Annotated in this window: 21 protein-coding genes; 2 read left to right on the forward strand and 19 right to left on the reverse strand. The window is 68.3% G+C overall.

Going from position 1 to position 21,531, the window contains the following annotated elements:
- Positions 1-8: 8 nt before the first annotated feature.
- The 4 genes from RTY46_RS08315 to rpmB form a co-directional block, all read right to left on the reverse strand.
- Entirely contained in the window at positions 9-1,430 is a 1,422-nt protein-coding gene (locus RTY46_RS08315) for an FAD/NAD(P)-binding protein (protein ID WP_312707726.1), read from the reverse strand.
- Positions 1,431-1,460: 30 nt separating this feature from the next.
- Positions 1,461-2,879 carry a cardiolipin synthase gene (gene cls / locus RTY46_RS08320; protein WP_312707781.1) on the reverse strand — a complete coding sequence of 473 codons (1,419 nt, stop codon included), beginning with the start codon at positions 2,877-2,879 and terminating at the stop codon, positions 1,461-1,463.
- A gap of 272 nt (positions 2,880-3,151) precedes the next feature.
- On the reverse strand, positions 3,152-3,319 hold the full coding sequence (rpmG, locus tag RTY46_RS08325; protein WP_170272460.1) for a 50S ribosomal protein L33: 168 nt from the start codon (positions 3,317-3,319) through the stop codon (positions 3,152-3,154).
- Between the two features lie 10 nt (positions 3,320-3,329).
- Positions 3,330-3,566: a 50S ribosomal protein L28 gene (gene rpmB / locus RTY46_RS08330; RefSeq protein WP_005411638.1), complete on the reverse strand. Its 237-nt coding sequence runs from the start codon at positions 3,564-3,566 to the stop codon at positions 3,330-3,332.
- 282 nt (positions 3,567-3,848) lie between these two features.
- On the opposite strand from rpmB, the gene RTY46_RS08335 reads away from it, so the two are divergent.
- Positions 3,849-5,099 (forward strand): glycosyltransferase, encoded by a 1,251-nt coding sequence (locus tag RTY46_RS08335; RefSeq protein ID WP_312707727.1) that lies wholly within the window; start codon positions 3,849-3,851, stop codon positions 5,097-5,099.
- Positions 5,100-5,117: 18 nt separating this feature from the next.
- Here the strand turns inward: RTY46_RS08335 and dnaQ are convergent, their stop codons facing one another.
- Together dnaQ and RTY46_RS08345 are read right to left on the reverse strand one after the other, a co-directional pair.
- On the reverse strand, positions 5,118-5,627 hold the full coding sequence (dnaQ, locus tag RTY46_RS08340; RefSeq protein ID WP_312707728.1) for a DNA polymerase III subunit epsilon: 510 nt from the start codon (positions 5,625-5,627) through the stop codon (positions 5,118-5,120).
- A gap of 146 nt (positions 5,628-5,773) precedes the next feature.
- A complete protein-coding gene (locus RTY46_RS08345; protein WP_312707730.1) occupies positions 5,774-6,667 on the reverse strand; it encodes a LysR substrate-binding domain-containing protein in 894 nt (297 codons plus the stop codon).
- Positions 6,668-6,776: 109 nt separating this feature from the next.
- Here RTY46_RS08345 and RTY46_RS08350 point away from each other — a divergent pair, with 109 nt between their 5' ends.
- Positions 6,777-7,175: a RidA family protein gene (locus RTY46_RS08350; RefSeq protein WP_312707731.1), complete on the forward strand. Its 399-nt coding sequence runs from the start codon at positions 6,777-6,779 to the stop codon at positions 7,173-7,175.
- 6 nt (positions 7,176-7,181) lie between these two features.
- On the opposite strand, the gene RTY46_RS08355 is transcribed toward RTY46_RS08350, so the two are convergent.
- From RTY46_RS08355 to rsmG, 13 genes are all read right to left on the reverse strand, one after another.
- Complete coding sequence (locus tag RTY46_RS08355) at positions 7,182-7,868, reverse strand: hypothetical protein (RefSeq protein ID WP_312707732.1); 687 nt, start codon at positions 7,866-7,868, stop codon at positions 7,182-7,184.
- A 166-nt stretch (positions 7,869-8,034) separates the two neighbouring features.
- Entirely contained in the window at positions 8,035-11,202 is a 3,168-nt protein-coding gene (locus tag RTY46_RS08360; protein ID WP_312707782.1) for a CusA/CzcA family heavy metal efflux RND transporter, read from the reverse strand.
- A gap of 19 nt (positions 11,203-11,221) precedes the next feature.
- Positions 11,222-12,193, reverse strand: coding sequence for an efflux RND transporter periplasmic adaptor subunit (locus tag RTY46_RS08365; RefSeq protein ID WP_312707734.1), 972 nt, complete (start codon positions 12,191-12,193; stop codon positions 11,222-11,224).
- Positions 12,190-13,461, reverse strand: coding sequence for a TolC family protein (locus RTY46_RS08370; protein ID WP_312707735.1), 1,272 nt, complete (start codon positions 13,459-13,461; stop codon positions 12,190-12,192). Before RTY46_RS08370 ends, RTY46_RS08365 begins: the two co-directional genes overlap by 4 nt.
- A gap of 58 nt (positions 13,462-13,519) precedes the next feature.
- Complete coding sequence (locus RTY46_RS08375) at positions 13,520-13,909, reverse strand: hypothetical protein (protein ID WP_312707736.1); 390 nt, start codon at positions 13,907-13,909, stop codon at positions 13,520-13,522.
- Positions 13,910-13,993: 84 nt separating this feature from the next.
- Positions 13,994-15,763: a DUF885 family protein gene (locus RTY46_RS08380; protein ID WP_312707737.1), complete on the reverse strand. Its 1,770-nt coding sequence runs from the start codon at positions 15,761-15,763 to the stop codon at positions 13,994-13,996.
- Between the two features lie 307 nt (positions 15,764-16,070).
- Positions 16,071-16,412: a lipid-A-disaccharide synthase N-terminal domain-containing protein gene (locus RTY46_RS08385; RefSeq protein WP_088101916.1), complete on the reverse strand. Its 342-nt coding sequence runs from the start codon at positions 16,410-16,412 to the stop codon at positions 16,071-16,073.
- Complete coding sequence (locus RTY46_RS08390) at positions 16,412-17,134, reverse strand: glycosyltransferase family 2 protein (RefSeq protein WP_312707738.1); 723 nt, start codon at positions 17,132-17,134, stop codon at positions 16,412-16,414. Before RTY46_RS08390 ends, RTY46_RS08385 begins: the two co-directional genes overlap by 1 nt.
- Positions 17,135-17,224: 90 nt before the next feature.
- The gene (locus RTY46_RS08395) at positions 17,225-18,190 is read right to left on the reverse strand and encodes an NAD-dependent epimerase/dehydratase family protein (RefSeq protein WP_312707739.1); all 966 of its coding nucleotides are present in this window, start codon (positions 18,188-18,190) and stop codon (positions 17,225-17,227) included.
- A 51-nt stretch (positions 18,191-18,241) separates the two neighbouring features.
- Positions 18,242-18,967 (reverse strand): suppressor of fused domain protein, encoded by a 726-nt coding sequence (locus RTY46_RS08400; protein ID WP_312707740.1) that lies wholly within the window; start codon positions 18,965-18,967, stop codon positions 18,242-18,244.
- Positions 18,968-19,037: 70 nt separating this feature from the next.
- Entirely contained in the window at positions 19,038-19,958 is a 921-nt protein-coding gene (locus RTY46_RS08405) for a ParB/RepB/Spo0J family partition protein (RefSeq protein ID WP_312707742.1), read from the reverse strand.
- Positions 19,958-20,755 carry a ParA family protein gene (locus tag RTY46_RS08410; protein ID WP_312707744.1) on the reverse strand — a complete coding sequence of 266 codons (798 nt, stop codon included), beginning with the start codon at positions 20,753-20,755 and terminating at the stop codon, positions 19,958-19,960. The genes RTY46_RS08405 and RTY46_RS08410 overlap by 1 nt, the downstream gene beginning before the upstream one ends.
- A 113-nt stretch (positions 20,756-20,868) precedes the next feature.
- Positions 20,869-21,507, reverse strand: coding sequence for a 16S rRNA (guanine(527)-N(7))-methyltransferase RsmG (gene rsmG / locus RTY46_RS08415; protein ID WP_312707746.1), 639 nt, complete (start codon positions 21,505-21,507; stop codon positions 20,869-20,871).
- Positions 21,508-21,531 lie beyond the last annotated feature (24 nt).

Here is a 21,531-nt window from a genome sequence, read left to right on the forward strand (position 1 = left end):
CCCCCATTTTACGGCATCGGGGTCGCGGCTCCTGCGACCACCTGTGCGGCCAGCGCCTGCGCCTGCTGACGCAGTTCAGGCACGGCCAGGCTCTCCCACAGGCTGCCGATACGCAGGCTGCCCAGCACGCCCAGCCGCGGCTGCGGCCGGCCCTGCGCGTCGTGCAGGCGATCGCCGGGCACGCTGCTGTCCAGGCCCAGCCCATGCGGTCCAGGCCGTACCACGCCATCGGCCAACAGCTGCTGCAGCAGCGGATTGCGCAGCGCGGTGGCACGGGTTTCCACGCCGGTGGCGTTGACGATGCCAGCCACGGCCCAGGCCTGGTCGGCACCGTAGGCGCTGCGCCCGCTCAGCAACAGGGCGCCGTCCTGCTGGCGCACCTGCTGCAACCGTGCGCGGTGGATCTGCAGCTGGCCAGTGGCCTGCAGCGCCTGCAGCTGCGCATCGATGCCTTCAGCAATGCGATGACGATGCACATCCCAGTAGCGCACCACATGGCGCAGGAAGCGGCGCTGGTCGGCTTCATCCAGGCTGCACCACAGAGCCTGCCCGTGGGCGCGGATGCGGTCCATCACGCCCTGCCACGGCTGTCCTTCGGCCTGCAGTTGGCGCGCGTGCTGGCGCAGCGCGCGCAGCCGCTGGCGCAAGGTGAGCGGCAGCAGGCTGGCGGGATCGAAGCTGGGCAGCGCGCCATGGTCGTGCGGCAACGGCAGCAGGCCGTGCCGCGAGATGACGTGCAGCGGACCGCTATGGCCGGCAGCCACCAGGGCCAGCACGGTATCGGCCATGCTCAGGCCCGAGCCGACAATGGCCAATGCCTGCGTACCGGCCAGGGTCCGCACGCCGTCGTAATCCCAGGCTTCGACCACCGCATCGGTCGGCAATGCGTCGGCGCCGTGCACCGGCAGCGGGCGCATGCTGTTGCCGGTGGCCAGCACCGCCTGCGCGGCACGCAGCGTCTGGCCATCGCCCAGTTGCAACTGGCAGCCATGCGCATCCACCTGCAGCGCCAGTACTGGCTGGGCGATCACCTGCAGCTCTGCGGGGCTGGCCGCAGCCGCCTGCTGCAGGCGCTGCTGCAGGTAGCGTGCGAAGTAATGGCGGCAGACATAGCGCTCGCCCAGCACGTCGCGTGCTTCACCCGGATAGGCGTTGGCTGCTTCCAGGTAATCGAGGAAATCGCCGGGCTGATCGGGGAACGCGCTCATCTTCGCCGCCGGCACGTTCAACAGGTGCTCCGGCCACGGTGTGGAATAGGCGATGCCCTGCGCCGGCTGCGAGGCCGGCTCGAACAGGGCGATGCGCAGCGGCTGCCGGGCCTGCTGCAGCACGTGCAGGGCCACCAGTACGCCGGCGGCGCCGCCACCGATGATCGCCAGGTCCGCTTCAGCGGTTCGCGCGGAATCAGTCATGCGGGGATTGTAGGCCATGGCCGGCGTACCCCGCGCCAACGCGCCCGTTTACATCAGCGCATCGGCCAGCCGTGCAATGCCGTCACGGCTGCGTCGCCATGCCGGCCGCTGCCGCCACTGCTCCAGGTCCAGCAGCGTCGATTGCCGCAGGTAATCGTCTTCGATCGCGCACAGCTGCTTCACCAGCGGGCGGTCGTAGCAGATCAGGCCGATCTCGGCATTCAGCGCGAACGAACGGATATCCATGTTGATCGAGCCCAGTACCGCGATGTCTTCGTCCACGCTCATGTGCTTGGCATGCAGGAACTGCGGCTCGTACAACGCAATCTGCACGCCACAGCGCAACAGCTCGTCGTAGTACGCCTCCTGCGCCCACGACGTCAGCCGCTGGTTGTTGCTGGCCGACAGAATCAACTGCACCTGCACGCCCGACAGCGCGGCGATGCGCAGCGCGCTCAAGGTTGCCTCGTCGGGCACGAAATACGGGGTGACCATCACCAGCCGTCGCCGTGCCAGGTGAATGAGTGCGGCCACAGCATCGCGCGCGTTGCTGTACGGGTAGGCGGGGCCGCTCGGCAGCAGCTGGGTGGCGATGTCATCGCCGCACTCGGGCACGTTGGCGATGACGTCCAGGCGCTGCCCGGTTTCCATGTACCAGTCGCTGGCGAACACCGCTTCCAGATGCGCCACCGCCGGACCGCGCACGCGCGCGACCAGCTCGCGGTTGGGGTGGCCGGGCACGAAGCGCGGGCCCGCCAGGTTCTGCGAGCCGACGTAGGCCACTTCGTTGTCGATCACCGCGATCTTGCGGTGGTTGCGCAGGTCCATGCGCCCGCTGCGGCGCCAGCGCAGGCCACCGGGCAGCATCGCACGCACCTCGATGTCGCGTGCCTGCAGGCGCTTGCGATAGGCGCGCAGGCCGCGCTTGGCACCGACGGCATCAAGCAGCACGCGGCACTGCACGCCGCGCGCGGCCGCACGCTGCAGGGCTTCGACGATGGCCTCGCCGACGGCGTCATCGAACATCAGGTAGTACAGCAGGTGCACGCGGTCTTCGGCCTGGTCGATGTCGGCGATGAGGCTGTGCAGCGATTCGTCGTAGTCGGTCAGCAGATCGACGGCATTGCCGTGTACCGGCATGAAATCACCCTGGCGCTGCACCAGCGGCACGATCTCGGCGATGGCGGTGTCGGCCGTCGGGGTCCAGCGCAGGCGGTGCTGCAGCGCCTGTTCCTCGCGGATGACCTGCGAGGCCTCAGCTTGCCGGCGGATGCGTTCGCGCGACAGCCACGGGTGGCCGAACAGCAGGTACAGCGGCAGGCCCAGCAGCGGCACGAAGCCGACCAGCAGCAGCCAGCTGCGCGCCGCCCCCGGTGTGGTGCGGGTGGGAATCCAGCACAGCGCGACCAGGCGGATGAGCCAGTCGATCAACAGCAGGTAGGAGCCCAGCAGCCACTCGAACAGCATCGCGTCGCCCGTCGGGAGGTGTGCAGCCATTCTGCCCAGCAGGGTGTGTAGAGTCGAGCCATGCTCGACTGCTTGGAAGCGTGTGCCAACCAAGGTTGGCACCTACCGGGCGGGGCGAATGTGCCAACCAAGGTTGGCACCTACCAGGCGGGGCGAATGTGCCAACCAAGGTTGGCACCTACCAGGCGGGGTACGCACCTACCGGGCGCCGGGCATGAAAAAACCCGCCACAAGGGCGGGTTCTTTCGGAGGCGATCAGCAACCCTTGCGGATTACTTGATCTTGCCTTCCTTGTACGGGACGTGCTTGCGCACGACCGGATCGTACTTGGAGAATTCCATCTTCCCCGGGGTGTTCTTCTTGTTCTTGTCGGTCGTGTAGAAGTGACCGGTACCGGCGGTCGAAATCATACGGACCTTATCGCGCTTGCCTGCCATGATCGTCTACTCCTCAGACCTTTTCGCCGCGCGCACGCAGCTCAGCCAGAACGGAATCGATGCCGTTCTTGTCGATGGTGCGCAGTGCATGCGCGGAAACACGAAGCTTCACCCAGCGGTTTTCGCTGGCAACCCAGAAGCGGCGCTCGTGCAGGTTGGGCAGGAAACGACGACGGGTCTTGTTGTTGGCGTGCGAGACGTTGTTACCCGTCTGCACTCGCTTGCCGGAAACCTGGCATACGCGGGACATTGCGCACCTCGATAGTTAATTGTGTCAGCCCGTAGCCCGGGAGACGGCGGCCTCGGTGGTTGCCCACCACACGTCAAGAGAATCAAAGGGTTACGCTGGCGTTGGGCGGCCGGGGACGTGCTCCCGGGGGTGCCACCCGGTACGAAACCGGACACAGCGAGCCGCGCATTATGCAGGCTTTCAATCACTTGCGCAAGTTGTCCACAGGGCAAAGGCTGAACGTGGCACGCCGTGTTCATGCCGGGTCTGACCATACTGGCGCCCCCTCCCGCGAGCCCTTCCATGCGACTGCTGGCCCTGACCTATGGCACCGAAGGCGACACCCGGCCGCTGGTGATGCTGTGCCACGGGCTGCGCCAGGCGGGCCACGAGGTGATGCTGCTGGCCGAACAGGGCACGCTGGCCACTGCGCGCGACCTCGACGTGCCGAACGCGGCGCTGGAAGGCGACATCCACGACGAAGTGGTGGCCCTGGTGGCACGCGGCAACAACCTGGCTGCCGCCTCGCGCGGTCTGGCGCGGATGGCCGGCCGCCACGTGCCGGCCTGGATGGCGCAGGCCGATGCGGCTGCCACGGGTTGCGACGCCATACTGACGGGCGGTCTGGCCGCCCTGGTGGGCTTGAGCGTGGCCGAACGGCACGACCTGCCAGCCATCGGCACCGGCATGATTCCGCTCACCCCGACGCGGGCCTTTGCATCCCCCTTCCTGCCGCCGCTGCCGCTGCCCGCGTTCCTGCGCCGGGCCAGCTACGGGCTGGTCAACCAGGCGGTGTGGCGCACCTTCCGCACACCGATCAATGCGGCGCGCGCCGCACTGCGGCAAGCCCCGCGCCGCACGCTGTGGACCGGCCTGCCGATGCTGTACGGCATTTCCCCGCAGCTGCTGCCACCGCCACCGGACTGGCCGGCCGACCACGTGGTGTGCGGGCAATGGCGGATGCCGGAGCAACCGTGGTTGCCGCCGCCAGACCTGCAGGCCTTCCTCGATGCCGGTCCGCCACCGGTGTACTTGGGCTTCGGCAGCATGACCGGCTTCGACCGCGAGCGTGTGCTGCCAGCATTGCTGCACGCCCTGGCACCGCGACGCGTGCTGCTGTTTCCCGGCTGGGCGGGCCTGCCTGCAGGCGCCCTCCCGGCGAACGTGTTCGTCGTTGGCCCCACACCGCATGAAGCGTTGTTCCCGCGCTGCGCGCTGGCCATCCATCACGGTGGCAGTGGCACCTCGCATTCGGCCTGCCGCGCGGGTATTCCCTCGCTGGTGATGCCCTTCGCTGCCGATCAGTTCTTCTGGGCGCGGCGCCTGCAGGCGCTCGGTGTTGCGCCAGCACCACTGTCGCCGAAGCGCTTGCATGCAGCCACGCTGGCGACGGCCATCGCGTTCGCCGAAGACCCGGAAACGCGCGCACGTGCGGTTGCACTGGGTGCAGCGATGGCCAGCGAAGATGGCGTGGCCACCGGTGTGGCGATGATCGAACGGTTGGCACGGCCTCCGAACGGGGTCGGATCCCGCGTCGACAGACGCGGGCTCTGACCCTTGCTGCAGGCCAACTCAACGCAGGTGCGGAATCACCTGGGCCAGCAGATGCGCATCCTTCAGCGCGCCATGCAGGCCGCGGTTGCTGGGAATGCCCAGGCGTCGCAGCAGGTCATCCAACTTGTTGGGCTGCCCCGGCCAGCGCTGCTGGGCGATCTTCAGACTGCAGGTCACGCGGCAATGGTGGGCCAGGGTCACCGTGTGGCCGGCCAGGCGAAGTTCATGGTCCAGGAAGCCGACATCGAACGTGGCGTTGTGGGCCACCAGTTCACTGCCACGCAGGAATTCAAGCAGTTCGACCGCCTTGTTGGAGAACAACGGCTTGCCGACCAGCATGGCGTCGCTGATGCCGTGCACACGTTGTGCGAAAGGGTCCACGCGACGTTGTGGCTGCAGGAATGTGTGGAACTGGCGACCCGTGATGCGTCCGTCGATCATTTCCACCGCGCCGATTTCAATGATGCGATGGCCCTGCTTATGCGACAGGCCGGTGGTTTCGGTGTCCAGTGCAACGATACGACTCATGCGGCGATCCGTTTCCTTTGTGGCGTGCCGGGAATGGTCGCACGAAGGTTGACGTCATCGACCTAGGAACAGTTGCAATCCTTTGCGGTCGGGCGGCTGTAGCGCAGAGCAGAAGCAGTCGAGCAACGCTCGACGCTACAAGGGCATTACCCCAGCACCTCCACCGCCCAATCGATGAACACCCGAAGGCGCTGGCTCATGTGCCGGTTCGGCGGGAACATCACGTGCATCGGCATGGCGGGCAGTTGCCAGTCCTGCAGCACCGGCTGCAGTTCGCCACGGGCCACGTGCGGCTGCGCCATGTAGCTGGGCAGGGCGACCACGCCCAACCCGGCCACAGCGGCCGCCAGGTAGGCGTTGCCATCATCGAAGCCCACCGTGTAACGGCCCTGCACCTCCATGCGCTCATCACCACGGCGGGCGCTGAGCACCCGCGCGCGACCGCTGCGCGGGCTGAGGAAGCCGACCACATGATGGTCCGGTCCTTCCAGTGCGCGCGGGTGGTCGGGCGCGCCGAAGCGCTGCAGGTAGGCAGCGCTGGCGTAGAAGCCGAGCGGCAGGCTGGCCAGCGGCCGTGCGACCAGCGCCGGGTCGGCCGGCGTGCCGCCGCGGATCACGCAGTCCACGTTGTCGGCGATGACATCCACTTCGCGATCGCTGACGCCGATGTCCAGCTGGATCTCCGGGTAGCGTGCATGGAAATCCGCCAGCGCCGGCACCAGCCGCAGCCGTGCATAGGGCCCCGGCACGTCGATGCGCAGGCGCCCGCGCGGCTGGCTGGCGGCTTCGCCCAGGCCGCCTTCCACCGCCTCCAGCTCGGCCAGCAGGCGGGCGATGCGTGGGTAGTAGGCCGCACCATCGGCGGTGGTGCTGACACGGCGCGTGGTGCGGTTGAGCAGGCGCAGGCGCAGGTGCGCTTCCAGCTGCTGCACCAGCTGGGTGACCGTGGTGCGGCTGACCTGCAGGGTGTGCGCGGCGCGGGTGAAACTGCCGGTTTCCACCACGCGGGCAAAAGCCCGCATCGCCTCGAAACGGTCCATGGGCGGCCCGCGATTGTTTGGAAATGGCAATCAATCTAGGCTGATTATCGCGGTTTATCCAGACAGCATTGGCGAGGAGGATGGCCATCTCTTCCACGGGATAGTCCCCATGTCACAGCGTGATGTCGTATTCCCCGCCGGGCGCCAGGCCCTGTACGAGCGCAACCGCTACTCGCCGGCCATCCGCGCCAACGGCTTCCTGTTCGTCTCCGGCCAGGTCGGCAGCCGCGAAGACGGCTCGCCCGAGCCGGATTTCGAAACCCAGGTGCGCCGCGCCTTCGATAACCTCAACGCGGTGCTGGCAGCCGCCGGCTGCACGTTCGACGATGTGGTCGACGTGACCGTGTTCCTGGTCGATCCGGAAATGAATTTCGAGAAGGCCTGGGCGATCGTGCCCGAGTACTGGGGCCAGGCACCGCACCCGACCCTGACCGGTATCGGCGTGACCTGGCTGTATGGGTTCCAGTTCGAGATCAAGGTGATTGCGAAGCTGCCCGCACCCAAGTAGTACGAATCACTCTGCGGCAAATTCCAGTGTGCGGCGCCAACGCAAAGGTTGCGTCGCACGCGCCGGGTCGGGACCGAACCGGTTCAACCAGCCGGCGGCCAATGCGCGCGCACGCAGGCGTTCGCCAACGCCTTCGGCCATTTCAACTTCAACGTGGGTCACTCTGCCTTCTGCATCCACGTCCGTTGCCCAGACCAGCTTTCCCACCCATGCGGCCGCCGGAACGGACGGATCGTAGTTTGGACGACCCGCAACGTAGGGCCCGTCGTGCCCCAGGTACAGCGGGGAGTCCTCCAGGCGGTGATCGACGCGAACGTCTGCTCTGCCGGTGCGGCCGTCGCCAAGCGTGGCATCCACCGTCCACATGCCGGCTGCCCCTGCGGCGCCGATGTCCGCAGGGAAACACGTTTTCCGGCCACGGAAACCGGCATGCCTCACGTGCGAGATGCGAACGCCCTTGGCATCACGAATGGTGAGCTCCAGCCCGCCCACATCGGCGTCCTCTCCACCGGCGGCAACGCAGATGCGATGGTCATGCTGGCCATCGGCAACGAACTGGTAGGCCACTGACCGTGCGATCGCATCTGCGGGCGTCGGCGCCCACAGCAACTCCACGTAGACATCCCCGGCGGCGAATGCAGCGGGACTGGCCAGGACCAGCAGCAGACCAGCTGCGGCAGCGCGTGCAGTCATCGTTCCGTCCTTGGTGGCGATTCCCGATCCTCACCGATGGTGCACGGCGGCGCAACCAGGCAGTGGTGTCGGCGCGATTGCCTGCGGCAGGGGTCGGCAGCCAGCGGAAGCCGCTGGAGGGGATGGGGTCAGAGCCCTTCCTGCGGAAGGGATCTGACCCCTCCGGTCAGGGCTCGCGGTGGTGCAGCCAGCGGTACAGCACGGGCAGCACCAGCAGGGTCAGCAGCGTGGACGAGACGATGCCGCCGATCACCACGGTGGCCAGTGGCCGCTGCACTTCCGAACCCGCACCGACATTGAAGGCCATCGGCACGAAGCCCAGCGAAGCGACCAGCGCGGTCATCAGCACCGGGCGCAGGCGACCCAGCGCGCCTTCGCGCACCGCGTCCAGCAGGGGCAGGCCCTGCTGCCGCAGGTGGCGCACGAAGCTGATCATCACCAGCCCGTTGAGCACGGCCACACCCGACAGGGCGATGAAGCCGACGCCAGCCGAGATCGACAGCGGCAGGCCACGCGCGGCCAGCGCCAGTACGCCGCCGGTCAGGGCCAGCGGCACACCGCTGAACACGATGGCCGCGTCACGTACCGAGCCGAACGCCCAGTACAGCAGCACGAAGATCAGCAGCAGCGTGACCGGCACCACCACGGCCAGGCGCTGGCTGGCCGAGATCAGCTGCTGGAAGCTGCCACCGTAATCGACCCAGTAGCCGGGCGGAAGCTGCACCCCGCCCTGCACTGCCTGCTGCAGTTCGCCCACGAAACTGCCCAGGTCGCGATCGCGCACGTTGGCAGTGACCACGATGCGACGCTTGCCGTTATCGCGGTTGATCTGGTTTGGCCCTTCGCTGGTTTCGATGCGGGCCAGTTCGCGCAGCGGCACGGTGCGCGGGCCACCGCTGCCTGCGGCCACACCCCGGCTCAGCTCGTCGCCGTTGTCACTGGCCAGCGCCGGTTCCAGCGAAATCGGCAGGTCGGCCAGGGCGGCCGGGTCCTGTCGCAGCGCTTCCGGCAGGCGCACCACGATGTCGAACCGGCGATCCCCCTCGAACAGCTGCCCGGCCACCTGCCCGCCCACGGCGGTGGCGACGGTGGACTGCACCTGCCCCGGGTTCAGGCCATAGCCGGCCAGCCGCTGGCGATCCGGCAGCACGGTCAGCAGCGGCAGGCCGCTGGTCTCTTCCAGCCGCACATCGGCCGCGCCGGGTACCGCTGCAACCACGCGCTGCAGGCGCTGGCCGACGTTGCGCAGGGTGTCCAGGTCATCGCCGTACAGCATGACCGCCACATCGGCACGCACACCGGATATCAGCTCGTTCATGCGCATCTGGATCGGCTGGGTGAACTCGTAGTTGTTGCCGGGCAGCGATTCCACCGTGCGCTCCAGCTCGGCCAGCAGCGTGGCGCGCGGCTTGCGCGGGTCGGGCCACTGGCTGCGGGGCTTCATCATGATGAAGGTGTCGGCCACCGAAGGCGGCATCGGGTCGGACGCCACTTCCGGCGTGCCGATCTTGGAAAACACCTTGGCCACTTCCGGCACCTGCAGCAGGCGGCGTTCAATCTGCACCTGCATCTGCACCGACTGCGCCAGGCTGGTGCCGGGAATGCGCATGGCATGCATGGCCACATCGCCTTCGTCCAGGCTGGGCACGAATTCGCTGCCCAAGCGCGTGGCCAGGACGCCGCAGCCCAGTACCAGCACCACGGCACCCACCGCGATCCAGCGACCGCGACGCAGGGTGAACGCCAGCAGCGGCTGGTAGCGCCGCCGCAGCCAGGCCATCAGCCGGTTCTCCTTTTCCTGCACGCGGCCACCCAGGAACAGCGCGATGGCAGCCGGCACGAAGGTCAGGCACAACAGCATGGCGCCGGTCAGTGCCAGCACCACCGTGATCGCCATCGGGTGGAACATTTTTCCTTCCACGCCGGTGAGCGCGAAGATCGGCAGGTACACCGCAGTGATGATGCCCAGGCCGAACAGGCTGGGGCGGATCACTTCGGCGGTGGCGCTGGCGGTTTCGGCAAAGCGTTCGGCCACGGTCATGTCGCGGCCCAGCGCGTGCTGGCGTTCGCCGAAGCGGCGCAGGCAGTTCTCGATGATGATGACCGCGCCATCGACGATCAGGCCGAAGTCGAGTGCGCCCAGGCTCATCAGGTTGGCCGAGACGCCGCCACGGGCCATGCCGGTGAGGGTGAACAGCATGGCCAGCGGAATGACCGCTGCGGTGATCAACGCGGCACGCACGTTGCCCAGCAGCAGGAACAGCACCACGATCACCAGCAGCGCACCTTCCAGCAGATTGCGCGCCACGGTCTGGATGGTGCGGTCCACCAGCGCGGTGCGGTCGTAGCTGGCGGTAACGGTCACCCCCGCGGGCAGGCTGGCCTGCGCCTGCTGCAGGCGGGCCGCCGCGGCCTGCGCGACCTCGCGGCTGTTGGCACCGACCAGCATCACCACGGTGCCCATCACCACTTCATGGCCATTCTGGGTGGCCGCGCCGCTGCGCAGTTCCGGGCCGTCGGCCACGCTGGCCACGTCGTGCACGTGGATCGGGACGCCTTCGCGGCGGTCCAGCACGATGTTGCCGATCTCCTGCAGATCGGCCACCTGGCCGGGAATGCGCACCAGGAACTGCTGGCCATTGCGTTCGATGTAGCCGGCACCGACGTTCTGGTTGTTGGCCTGCACGGCTTCGGCCACGTCGTCCAGGCTGAAGCCCAGCGCGCGCAGTCGCGCCGGATCCGGGGTGATGTGCACCTGGCGCTGGAAACCACCGATGGTGTTGACCTCGGTCACGCCCGGCACGTTGCGCAGCTGCGGGCGGATCACCCAGTCCTGCAGCGTGCGCAGATCGGTGGCGGTATAGGCCGTGCCATCGGCTTTGCGCGCCTTGGGATCGGCGTCGATGGTGTACATGAAGATCTCGCCCAGGCCGGTGGCGATCGGCCCCAGCTGCGGGTCCAGCCCGGTCGGAATCTGCGAGCGCACCTGCTGCAGGCGTTCGGCCACCTGCTGGCGGGCGAAGTACAGGTCGGTGCCGTCTTTGAACACCACGGTGACCTGCGAAAGGCCGTAGCGCGACAGCGAACGCACGTGGTCCAGCTTCGGCAGGCCGGCCATCGCCGTTTCCACCGCATAGGTGATGCGCTGTTCGCTTTCCAGCGGCGAATAGCCGGGTGCGGCGGTGTTCACCTGCACCTGCACGTTGGTGATGTCCGGGGTGGCGTCGATCGGCAGCCGGGTGAAACTCCAGATGCCGACCGCCACCAGCACCAGGGTCAGGCCCAGCATCAGCCAGCGGCGCTGGATGGCCGCGGCGATGATGCGTTCCAGCAGCCCGTGGCGGGCGTTGGGGTCAGTGCTCATGGCTGGCGCCCGCCTTGCCGATGTCGGCCTTTACCGTGTAGCTCTGCTGCACCACCACCTGTTCACCGGCACGCAGCCCGGCGCTGACCGCCACCTGCTGCGCATCGCGTGCGCCCAGGGTGACCGGCCGCGCGGTATAGGAGTCGCCCTCGCGCACGAACACCACGTCCTTGTCGTCCAGGGTCTGCAATGCGCTGAGCGGCACCACGATATCGGCCGGGGTGCTGGCCACTACGATGCGCGCGCGTACCGCCGCACCTGGCCGCCACAGGCCATCGGCATTGTCCACGCTGGCGCGCGCCACGGTGCTCTGGCTGGCGGTGGCGGTGCCGGGCAGCACGCGTTCCAGGGTGGTGACCTGGCTGACGCCGTCGGTCATGCGGGTGACGGTGACCGGCACGCCCGCGGTGATGTGCTGGGTATCGGCACCGAAGATGTGCAGGTCGACCCAGAGCTGGGACAGATCGCCGATCTCGAACAGCACCTGGCCCTCGCCTGCCATCGCGCCCACCTGCACCTGCCGCGACAGCACCACGCCGCTGATCGGTGCGGCCACGCTGTAGGTGGTCAGGCTGAGGTTGCTGTCGATGCTGGCCAGCGGCTGGCCGGCACGCACGCGGTCGCCGACGTTCGCGCGCAGCGCGCGCACCGGGCCCGGAAAGCGTGCGGTGACCTGCGCGCTGCGCCCATCGACCGGGGCCAGCAGGCCCTGTACGTCGTGTTCGTCGGCGATGGTGCCGGGGCCCACGGCGGCGCTGACGATACCGGCCTCGGCTGCCTGCGCGGCGCTGATGGTGGTGCGCTCGGGCGCATCATCGGCGTGTGCGCCTTCACCTTCGGCGTGATCGTGGTCATCGTGCGCAGCGGGCGCCGCCGGCGGGCTGCCGTTGCCACAGGCGCCCAGGGCCACCAGCAGCGCGGCCATGGAGGCCAGACGGATCAGGGAGGTGACGGCCTTCATGGCAGGGTTCCTTCAGCAGAGGCGGCCAGCAGCGGTTGTCCGCTCAGGCGCTGGATTTCGATCAGGGCGGACTGTGCCGACAGCGCGGCATCCAACTGCCGCTGACGGGCTTCGATGCGCATGGCCTGCAGCTGGGCCCATTCCAGGTAGCTGATGGCACCGGCGCGCCACGCAGTTTCGGCGGCCTTTTCGGCCTTCTGCAGTTGCGGCAGCACGTCGCGCTGCATGCGCTGCACTTCCAGCCGGGCGGTTTCGTAGCGCCCGTGCGCTTCGGCCAGGATGGCGTACAGCTGCAGCGCGCGGGCCTCGCGTTCGACCGCGCTCAGGGCCAGTTCGGCTTCTGCGGCGCGGATCTCCGGGTCCGCACGACGTGCACTGCCCAGCGCCATGCTGAAACCGGCCAGCAGGGCGGTATCGCCGCTGTCCCGCATGTGGCGCACGCCCAGCTGCCAGGACAGGTCACTGCGCTGCTGGCTGCGCGCCAACTGCAATTGCGCCTCGCGCACACGCGCTTCGGTGGCGATCACCACCAGTTCCGGCGTGCGTTGCAGCAGCTGCGCCAGGTGCTGGAAATCCTGCAGGGCGGGCAACTGCAACGGATCGCCGGTGATGGCATCAAAATCCACCGCGCGCGCGTTCCACAGCGCCGCCAGCGCCAGGCGCGCTGCGCGTGCCGCCTGCAGGCTGCGGTCGCGGTCCAGTTCGGCCTGGGCCAGTGCCGCCTGCGCGGTCAACAGCGTGGACGCCGGCGAGGCACCGGCCTGCAGGCGCAGGCGTGCGGCAACCACTGCGCGACGGCGCTGTTCGATGTCGTCCACGGCGATACGACGCTGCTGTTCGGCCGCGCTGATGGCCAGGTAGCGGCGCGCGGTTTCGGCCAGCAGGTCCAGGCGGGTGATCTCACGCTGCGGGGCCAGCGCGTCCAGGTTGGCCTGGGCCACGGCGCGGCGCGCGTCCAGCTTGCCACCGCGCTCCAGCACGCCGGCCAGGGTGACGGTGGCTTCGGCGGCATCGAAACCGCGGGTGTCGCCGGTGCCCAGCACGTTCTCCAGCTCCACGCCGAGCACCAGCGCCGGCGTGAGCGCGGCGCCGTCCAGGCGGGCTTCGGCGGCCTGGCGCTGCAGGGTGGGCAGACGCAGGTCGGGATGGGTACGGGCGACGCGATCGATGGCCGCGTCCAGGGTCAAGGGGGCAAGCGACGACGGCGCCTGCGCATGCACGCAGGGCGCGATCGCCAGGGCCGCGACAGCGACCAGGCGGATCCACATGGGAATACTCCGGAAATCTCAGGACAGGATCGGAAACCCGCGCACGGCGGGCGATGGATCAGGCCTGGATCGGAGGACGCAGCAGCGATTCCAGCGGCGCAGGGCGGCCGTCGGTGTCGATCGTCGTCGGCGCCGCGGCGGATGGCGGCGCCGGCAGTTCCCAGCTGGCCAATGCGAACGGCAGGACGCCGCCCTGGCCGTGGCAGTGGCCGCAATGCACCAACGCGTGCAGCAGGCGGGCGCTGGTGTCGTCCGAATCGTGCCCGGCATCGAACCCGGCATCGAACCCGGCGCCATCGTGCGGCGTCGCCGGGTGGTCCAGGTGCGACATCTCGTGCAGCTCACCCAGTGCCGACGCCGTGGCGCCGCCCACGCTGCCGATCGCGACCACCACCAGCATCAGCAGGCGGAGCAGGAACGGCGAGCGGCGGCGCACGAAGCGGATCATGCCGGGAGGGTAGCGGGCGTTGCAGCCGTTACACAATCGCAGCCGGATGCTACGCCGCCGGGCCCTGCCCGGCGGCGTGCCCGGTCAGGCCTTCCTGCGCTCTGCGATGTACGCCTGGATCTGCTGTTCCAGCACCGGCAGCGGTACCGAACCCTGCTTCAGGATCACGTCGTGGAAGCCCTTGATGTCGAAGCGGTCGCCCAGTTCCTTCTCGGCCTGCGCGCGCAGGCGCACGATGGCGATCTCACCCAGCTTGTAGCTCAGCGCCTGGCCCGGCCAGGAAATGTAGCGGTCCACTTCGGTGGTCACTTCATGCTCGCTCAGCGCGGTGTGGTCGCGCAGGTAGGCCAGCGCCTGTTCGCGGGTCCAGCCCTTGCTGTGCACGCCGGTATCGATGACCAGGCGTGCTGCACGCCACATCTCGTAGGTCAGGCGCCCGAAATCCTCGTAGGGGGTTTCGTAGATGCCCATTTCCACGCCCAGCTTCTCGCAGTACAGCGCCCAGCCTTCGCCGTAGGCAGAGATGTAGGCGTTGCGGCGGAACTCGGGCAGGTCCTTCTGCTCGGCGGCGATCGCGCCCTGCAGCGCATGGCCCGGATCGGACTCATGCAGGGTCAGCGCCGGCAGGTTGTACAGCGGGCGCGACGGCAGGTCGTAGGTGTTGACCCAGTAGGTGCCCATGCCACCGCGACCGGCGGTCCAGAACGGGGCGATATCCGGCGGCACCGGCACGATGGTGAAGCGCGCACGCGGCAGCGTCATGAACCGGCCGAGCTGGCCATCGGCGCGCTTGGAGATCCATGCAGCGCGCGACAGCAGCTCTTCCGGGGTCTTGGCGTAGAACTGCGGATCGGTGCGCAGGAAGGTCAGGAATTCGGCGAAGCTGCCCTTGAACTGCACCTGCTGGATGATGTCGTTCATCTCCTTCTGGATGCGTGCCACTTCAGCCAGGCCGATGCGGTGGATCTCATCGGGCGACAGGTCCAGCGTGGTGTATTCGTGGATCTGCTGCCTGTAGAACGCCTTGCCACCGGGCATGGCCTCCGCGGCCAGGGTGGTGCGCGCCTGCGGCACGTATTCCTTCACGAAGAACGTACGCAGTTGCTGGAACGCCGGCACCACCTTGCCGCTGATGGCCGCCGCGGCCTGTTCGCGCAGGGCGGCCTGTTCGGCGGCCGGGATGCTGGCGGGCAGTTTCTTGAAGGGCGCGTACAGCGGCGAGGTCGTCGGGTCCTTCAGTTCGGCGACGGTGGCGATGGAGACCTCGCGGCCGTCCAGCACCGCGCGCGGCACGCTGAAACCGCGCTTGAGGCCGGCGCGCATGTTGTCGGTCTGCTGGCCGAAGTAGCGCGGCACGTCGTTGAGGCGGGCGATGTAGTTGCGGTAGTCCTGCGCGGTCTTCATCTCGCGCCGGGCCATGAAGGACAGGTTGGACCAGAACGAGGAGTCCGAATTGAACGGCATCTCGTAGGTATGCAGGCGCGCGGCTTCGGCCAAGTTGAAGACCTGGTCGCGGTAGATCGCGTAGTTGACCTGGTTGTCGGCCGACAGGGCCTTGACGTCGATCTTCTTCAGGTCGGCCAGGGTCTGGTCCCATACCTTCAGGCGGGCCTGCTGCGCGGCCGGGCCGACATCAGGCATGCGGGTCGCGTTGGCCGGCGCGTCCTCGTCCTCGCTGGCTTCGCCACCGCCCTCCTGGCGCCACGTCCACTCCTTCTCGTACAGCGCACGGAAGGCGGCATCGGCGGCCGATTCGGCGGCCATGCTGGCCGGAGCGGCGACCGGCGGGGCAGCCAGGGCGAGCGCGGGGGCGGACAGGGCAATCATGAGGGCAACGGCAAGACGGGTTTTCACAAGCGCAGGTTCCCGGGAAGGCAGACCCCGATGATGGCACCGCCCACGGCCCGTGGCATGGGACGAAGGTCCTGCCTGCAACGCAGGCAGGACCTGGGCACCGGCCGCAGGCTGGGGCCCGAGCGCCGAAGGCGCGTGGTAGCGCGGGGCCATGCCCCGCGAGCGCGCAGCGCGGAAACGATACATCCGCCGGGCATGGCCCGGCGCTACCAACGAACATCCAGTAGATCCACGCCATGCATGGATGCGCCGGGGTCTCGGACGGGGTCAGAGCCCTTTCCCTTGGAAAGGGATCCGACCCCTGCTCTCAGTGGCTCGCCTTGTCGCGCTTCCAGCCGCGGTGCTTGATGTCCAGTTGCAGGCTGTACAGCGCGGTGAACGCCGGGAACAGGTTCTGCAGCACGCCCACCGAATCCTGCTTGGCCGAGAACAGGAAGTAGCTGAGCGTCATCAGGCTGCCGACCACGCTCATGTACCAGAACAGGCGCGGGATGACCGGCTTGCCCGCCCGCTTGGAGGCCACGAACTGCACCAGCCAGCGGCCACCGAACATCAGCGCGCCGGTATAGCCGATCAGCTTCCAGCCGGTCACGTGCAGGCCGGTCCAGTACAGCCAGGTCAGCGGTTGGTCCAGCCAGTGCAGCTCCATCAACGCTCCTCCACCGCGGTGCGCTTGCTGCGGGTGATCAGCCACGCCACGCCACGCAGGTCGCGGATGCCGACCAGCGCGCGGCCCAGGTTGTTGTACTTGGAAACCCCGGCGGTGCGGTGGCGGTGATTGACCGGCACGCTGGTGGTCTTCCAGCCGGCGCGCTGCATCAGCGCCGGCAGGTAGCGGTGCATGTGGTCGAAATACGGCAGATCGAGGAAGGCGGCGCGTTCGAACAGCTTGATGCCGCAGCCGGTATCGGGGGTATCGTCACGCAGCATGCGCGCGCGGATCGCGTTGGCCCAGCGGCTGGCCCAGCGCTTGCTGCCGCTGTCCTGGCGGTTCACCCGCCAGCCGGCGAACAGCTTCACCTGCGCATCGGCGGCGGCACGGGCGTCCAGCAGTTTGGGAATATCGGCCGGATCGTTCTGGCCATCACCGTCAAGAGTGGCGATCCACGGCGCGCGCGCATGCTTCACCCCGGTGCGCACCGCCGTGCTCTGCCCGCTCTGGCTGACGTGGTGCAGTACCCGCAGCTCCGGGGTGCTGGTTTTCAGGCCTTCCAGCACGGCCAGGGTGTCGTCGCGCGAGTGATCGTCGATGTAGACGATCTCGAACGGCAGGTGCCCACGCAGGGCGGCGGTGATCTCGGCCACCAGCGGAGCGACGTTGTCGCGCTCATTGAATACCGGTACGACAACGGAAAGCTCGGGGGGGCTCATGGGTCACTCGGCAAGCAGGGATACAAAGACCGCGCATTGTCCGCAGCCGAGGTTATCCGAAGATGAACCCGGCTGTGTGAGGACCTGCCCTCAGGCGCGATCGCCAAAGTACTCGCGGCACCATTGCACCACCGGCGGCAACCCCTGTTCGATCGGGGTGACCGCGTCGAAGCCGAATGCGTCATGGGCGCGCCGGGTGTCGGCCATCGTGCGCACCATGTCGCCGGGCTGCATGGGCTTGTAGACCTTCTGCGCCGCACGGCCGGCCGCCTGTTCGATCACCCCGATGAAGCGCTCCAGCTCGACCGGGGTGTGATTGCCCAGGTTGAACACGCGGTGCGGCACCGGCTCGGTGGACGGATGCGCGAGGGCGCCGAGGATACCGGCCACGATGTCGGAAACATGTGTGAAATCACGCTGCATGCGCCCTTCGTTGAACACGTCGATGGGCCGGCCCGCCAGCACCGCGCGTGAAAACAGCAGCGGCGCCATGTCCGGGCGGCCCCACGGGCCATACACGGTGAAGAAGCGCAGGCCGGTGGCACGCAGGCCGTACAGCTGCGCGTAGGTATAGGCCATCAGCTCGTTGGCGGCCTTGGTGGCCGCGTACAGCGAGCGCGGCTGGTCCACGCGCTGGTCCTCGGAGAACGGCGGCGTGGCCGAATCGCCATACACCGAACTGCTGGAGGCGTACACCAGGTGCTGCACGCACCGGTGGCGGCACAGTTCCAGCATGTTGACGAAGCCGGTCAGGTTGCTGTCGACGTAGGCGTGCGGGTTTTCCAGCGAGTAGCGCACGCCGGCCTGCGCGGCCAGATGGATCACCGCAGTGGGCTGCACTTCGTCGAACAGCGCGGCCAGCCCTTCGCGGTCGGTCAGGTCCAGCGTGCGCAGGTCCAGCGTGGGGCATAGCGCGGACACGCGGTCGCGCTTGATCTGCGGGTCGTAGTAATCGTTGAAATTGTCCAGGCCGACCACGGCCTGGCCCTGCTCCAGCAGGGCGCGGGCGGTGTAGGCACCGATGAAGCCGGCAGCGCCGGTGAGCAGAATGGTCATGGCGGGGGACTCTACGCGCAGGAATGCAGCACAGATGGTACCCGCCCTGGCTCAGGACAGGCCCAGGCGTGGCCGCGCGACATTGAAACGGCCCAGCTCGATGCGGTCATCGATGCCTTTGGCCTGCAGGCGTTCGAGCAGTTCATCGGCCCCTTCCTGCAGCTTCAGCGCCATCTCTTCGGGGTACAGCGGCAGCACCGCGCGGAAGGCGATCGTGCGGCCATCATCGTCCAGCAGTTCGCCAAAGGCCGGCGGCACCGAAGCCGGATACACCACCATGGCCCCGTCGAACCGCACGTCGGCCGCGTAGGGTTCGGCCGGATTGCCATGTGGCACGGTGTGGCCGGGTGCCAGCCAAGTGTCATACAGATGCGGCAGGCGCGCCAGCATCTGCAACAGGCGCACCGGCCAGTAACAGCGCTCATCCTGCAGCGACTGTGCATCCATCGGCCAGTCGGCCGGCAGGGTCAACATCAGTTCGGCGAAATGCGGAACATCCACACCCGGCGGCAGGTTCATCGGCAGGTCGCTCATGCCCGAGGTGACCAGCTGCAGCCAAGGGCGGTTTGCCGTGGCCGGCACCACGTGCACCAGCACGCGAACCGTATCGGGCAAGGCATCGTCGAAGGCGCCCGTTACCGGCCCCAGGTGGCGCTCGATATGGGCGCGGATCTGCGCAGTGTGTGGCTGGCCCTGCGCGGGCGAATACACGGTATCGCGGCGGTGCAGGTGCATGCGGCTGCCACCGGGGCTGACATCGTCGAAGTCGTTGCTCATGCACGGTTCCCTGTCAGGCCCCGGGGCACGGCGCAGGCGCGCCGTGCGCGAGGCAGAAACCCGGCCGGGCTCAGCCCTGGCGCGTACGCAGCTTTTCCAGCACGCCGTCCAGGGTATCCAAGTCGGTGTAGTGGATGACCAGCTTGCCCTTGCCGCCGCGGCCATGGTTGATGGCCACCTTGGTGCCCAGCGATTCGGACAGCTCGGTTTCCAGCGATGCGATGTCGGCCTGCTGCACCTTCGGCGTGGCCACCGGGCGGTTGCTCGGCACCTTGCCGGCGGCGAAGGCCTGGGCGCGGCGCTCGACCTCGCGCACCGACCAGCCTTCGTCGGCCGCTTCCTGGGCCAGCTTGCCGGCCAGTTCCGGGGCCAGGGTCAGCAGCGCGCGGGCGTGGCCCATTTCCAGGCGGCGGGTTTCCAGCAGCAGGCGGATCGCCACCGGCAGCTCCAGCAGGCGCAGCAGGTTGGACACCGCCGCGCGCGAGCGGCCCACCGCTTCGGCGGCCTCGGCGTGGGTCAGGGTGAATTCGCTGATCAGCCGCTGCAGCGCTTCGGCTTCTTCCAGCGGGTTCAGGTCTTCGCGCTGGATGTTCTCGATCAGCGCCATCGCGATGACGGTGCGGTCTTCCAGCTCGCGCACCACCACCGGCACTTCGTCCAGCCCGGCCAGCTGCGAAGCGCGCCAGCGGCGTTCGCCGGCCACGATTTCGTAGTTGCCGGCCGGCAGCTGGCGCACCAGGATCGGCTGGATCACGCCCTGCGACTTGATCGAATCGGCCAGCTCGGAGAGCTTGCCCTCGTCCATCTCGCGGCGCGGCTGGTACTTGCCCGGCTGCAGCTGGCCCACGGCCAGCTTGCGCAGCACTTCACCCGGCAGCGGTTCGATGACAGCAGTGGTGGCCTGCACCTGGCTGACCGCGCCCTTGGGACCCAGCAGGGCGTCCAGGCCGCGGCCGAGGCCTCGCTTCTTGGGTGCAGGCTTGCTGGTCATCAGGCGGTCTCCACGGCCTTGGCGGCCTTGTTGCGTTCGTTGTTGCGGCGGATGATCTCGCCGGCCAGGCCCAGGTAGGCCACGCCACCACGCGAGGCGCGGTCGTAGCCGACGATGCTCTGGCCATGGCTGGGCGCTTCGGCCAGGCGCACGTTGCGCGGCACGATGGTGCGGAACACGCGGTCGCCAAAGTGTTCGGTCAGTTCGGCCGACACCGCGTTGGCCAGGTTGTTGCGCACGTCGAACATGGTGCGCAGCACGCCTTCGATCTCCAGCACCGGGTTCAGGCTGGTGCGCAGCGCGTCGATGGTTTCCACCAGCGCGCTCAGGCCTTCCAGTGCGTAGTACTCGCACTGCATCGGCACGATGACCGAATCGGCGGCGGCCAGCGCATTGAGCGTAAGCAGCGACAGCGCCGGCGGGCAGTCGATCAGGATGTAGTCGTACTCATCGCGGATCGGCGCCAGCGCGCGCTTCAGGCGCTGCTCGCGCGCCTCCTGCGCCATCAGCTGGATCTCGGCCGCGGTCAGGTCGATGTTGCCCGGCAGCAGGTCGTAGCCCTCGGCGGTGGCCACGCGCACATCGGCGGCGTTGGCTTCACCCAGCAGCAGATCGTAGGTGGAGGCGACCAGTTCGCGCTTGTCCACGCCGCTGCCCATGGTCGCATTGCCCTGCGAATCGAGATCGACCAGCAGCACCCGCTTGGGTGCGTTGGCCAGGGAAGCGGCCAGGTTGACGGCGGTCGTGGTCTTGCCGACGCCACCCTTCTGGTTGGCGATGGCGATGATGCGGGCCATGCAGGTGTGCCTCGTCGACGGATGGTTGGGACCGGTCATTATGCGTACAACCAGCCCCGGGCGGAAATCGTGGATCGCCAACCCGTTGTTGCACAAGGGGTCGGCAAGCGGGTTCAAGGGCCGGCAACGGTGACCAGATGGCGTTCGCCGGCCAGGCCGGGCACGCTCAGCGGGGTCACTTCGCGCACCTGCCAGCCGACCGGCAGTGCGGCGATCTCGTCATGCGGGTAGACCCCCTTCATGGCCAGCAGCACACCACCGGGGCGCAGCAGGTGGCCGCCCACGCGGACGATGCCGGCCAGGGTGTCCATGGCGCGCGCGGTCAGCTGGTCGTAGGCACCGGCCTCGTCCAGCGCCTCGGCCCGCGACTCGGCCACACGGGCATTGGCCAGGCCCAGCTGGCGCACGGCTTCGCGCATGAAGCGCGCCTTCTTGCCGTTGCTTTCCACCAGGGTGACCTGCAGGCCCGGGCAGGCGATGGCCAGCGGGATGCCGGGCAGCCCGGGGCCGGTGCCGAGGTCGGCCAGACTGCCATCGGCCACGAACGGCTGCATGGCCAGCGAATCGAGCAGGTGGCGGGTGACCATTTCCTGCGGGTCGCGGATGGCGGTCAGGTTGTAGGTGCCGTTCCAGCGGTGCAGCAGGGCCAGGTAGCGCAGCAGCGGCGGCGCCAGGTCGGCCGCCAGGCCCATGCTGGCCAGGCCCTGTTCCAGCGTGGCAACCACGCCGGCGGGAAGATCATGTTCGCTCATGCGCTCATTATCGCCGGTTTTGCC

The organism is Stenotrophomonas sp., assembly GCF_032056425.1.
GTDB lineage: Bacteria > Pseudomonadota > Gammaproteobacteria > Xanthomonadales > Xanthomonadaceae > Stenotrophomonas.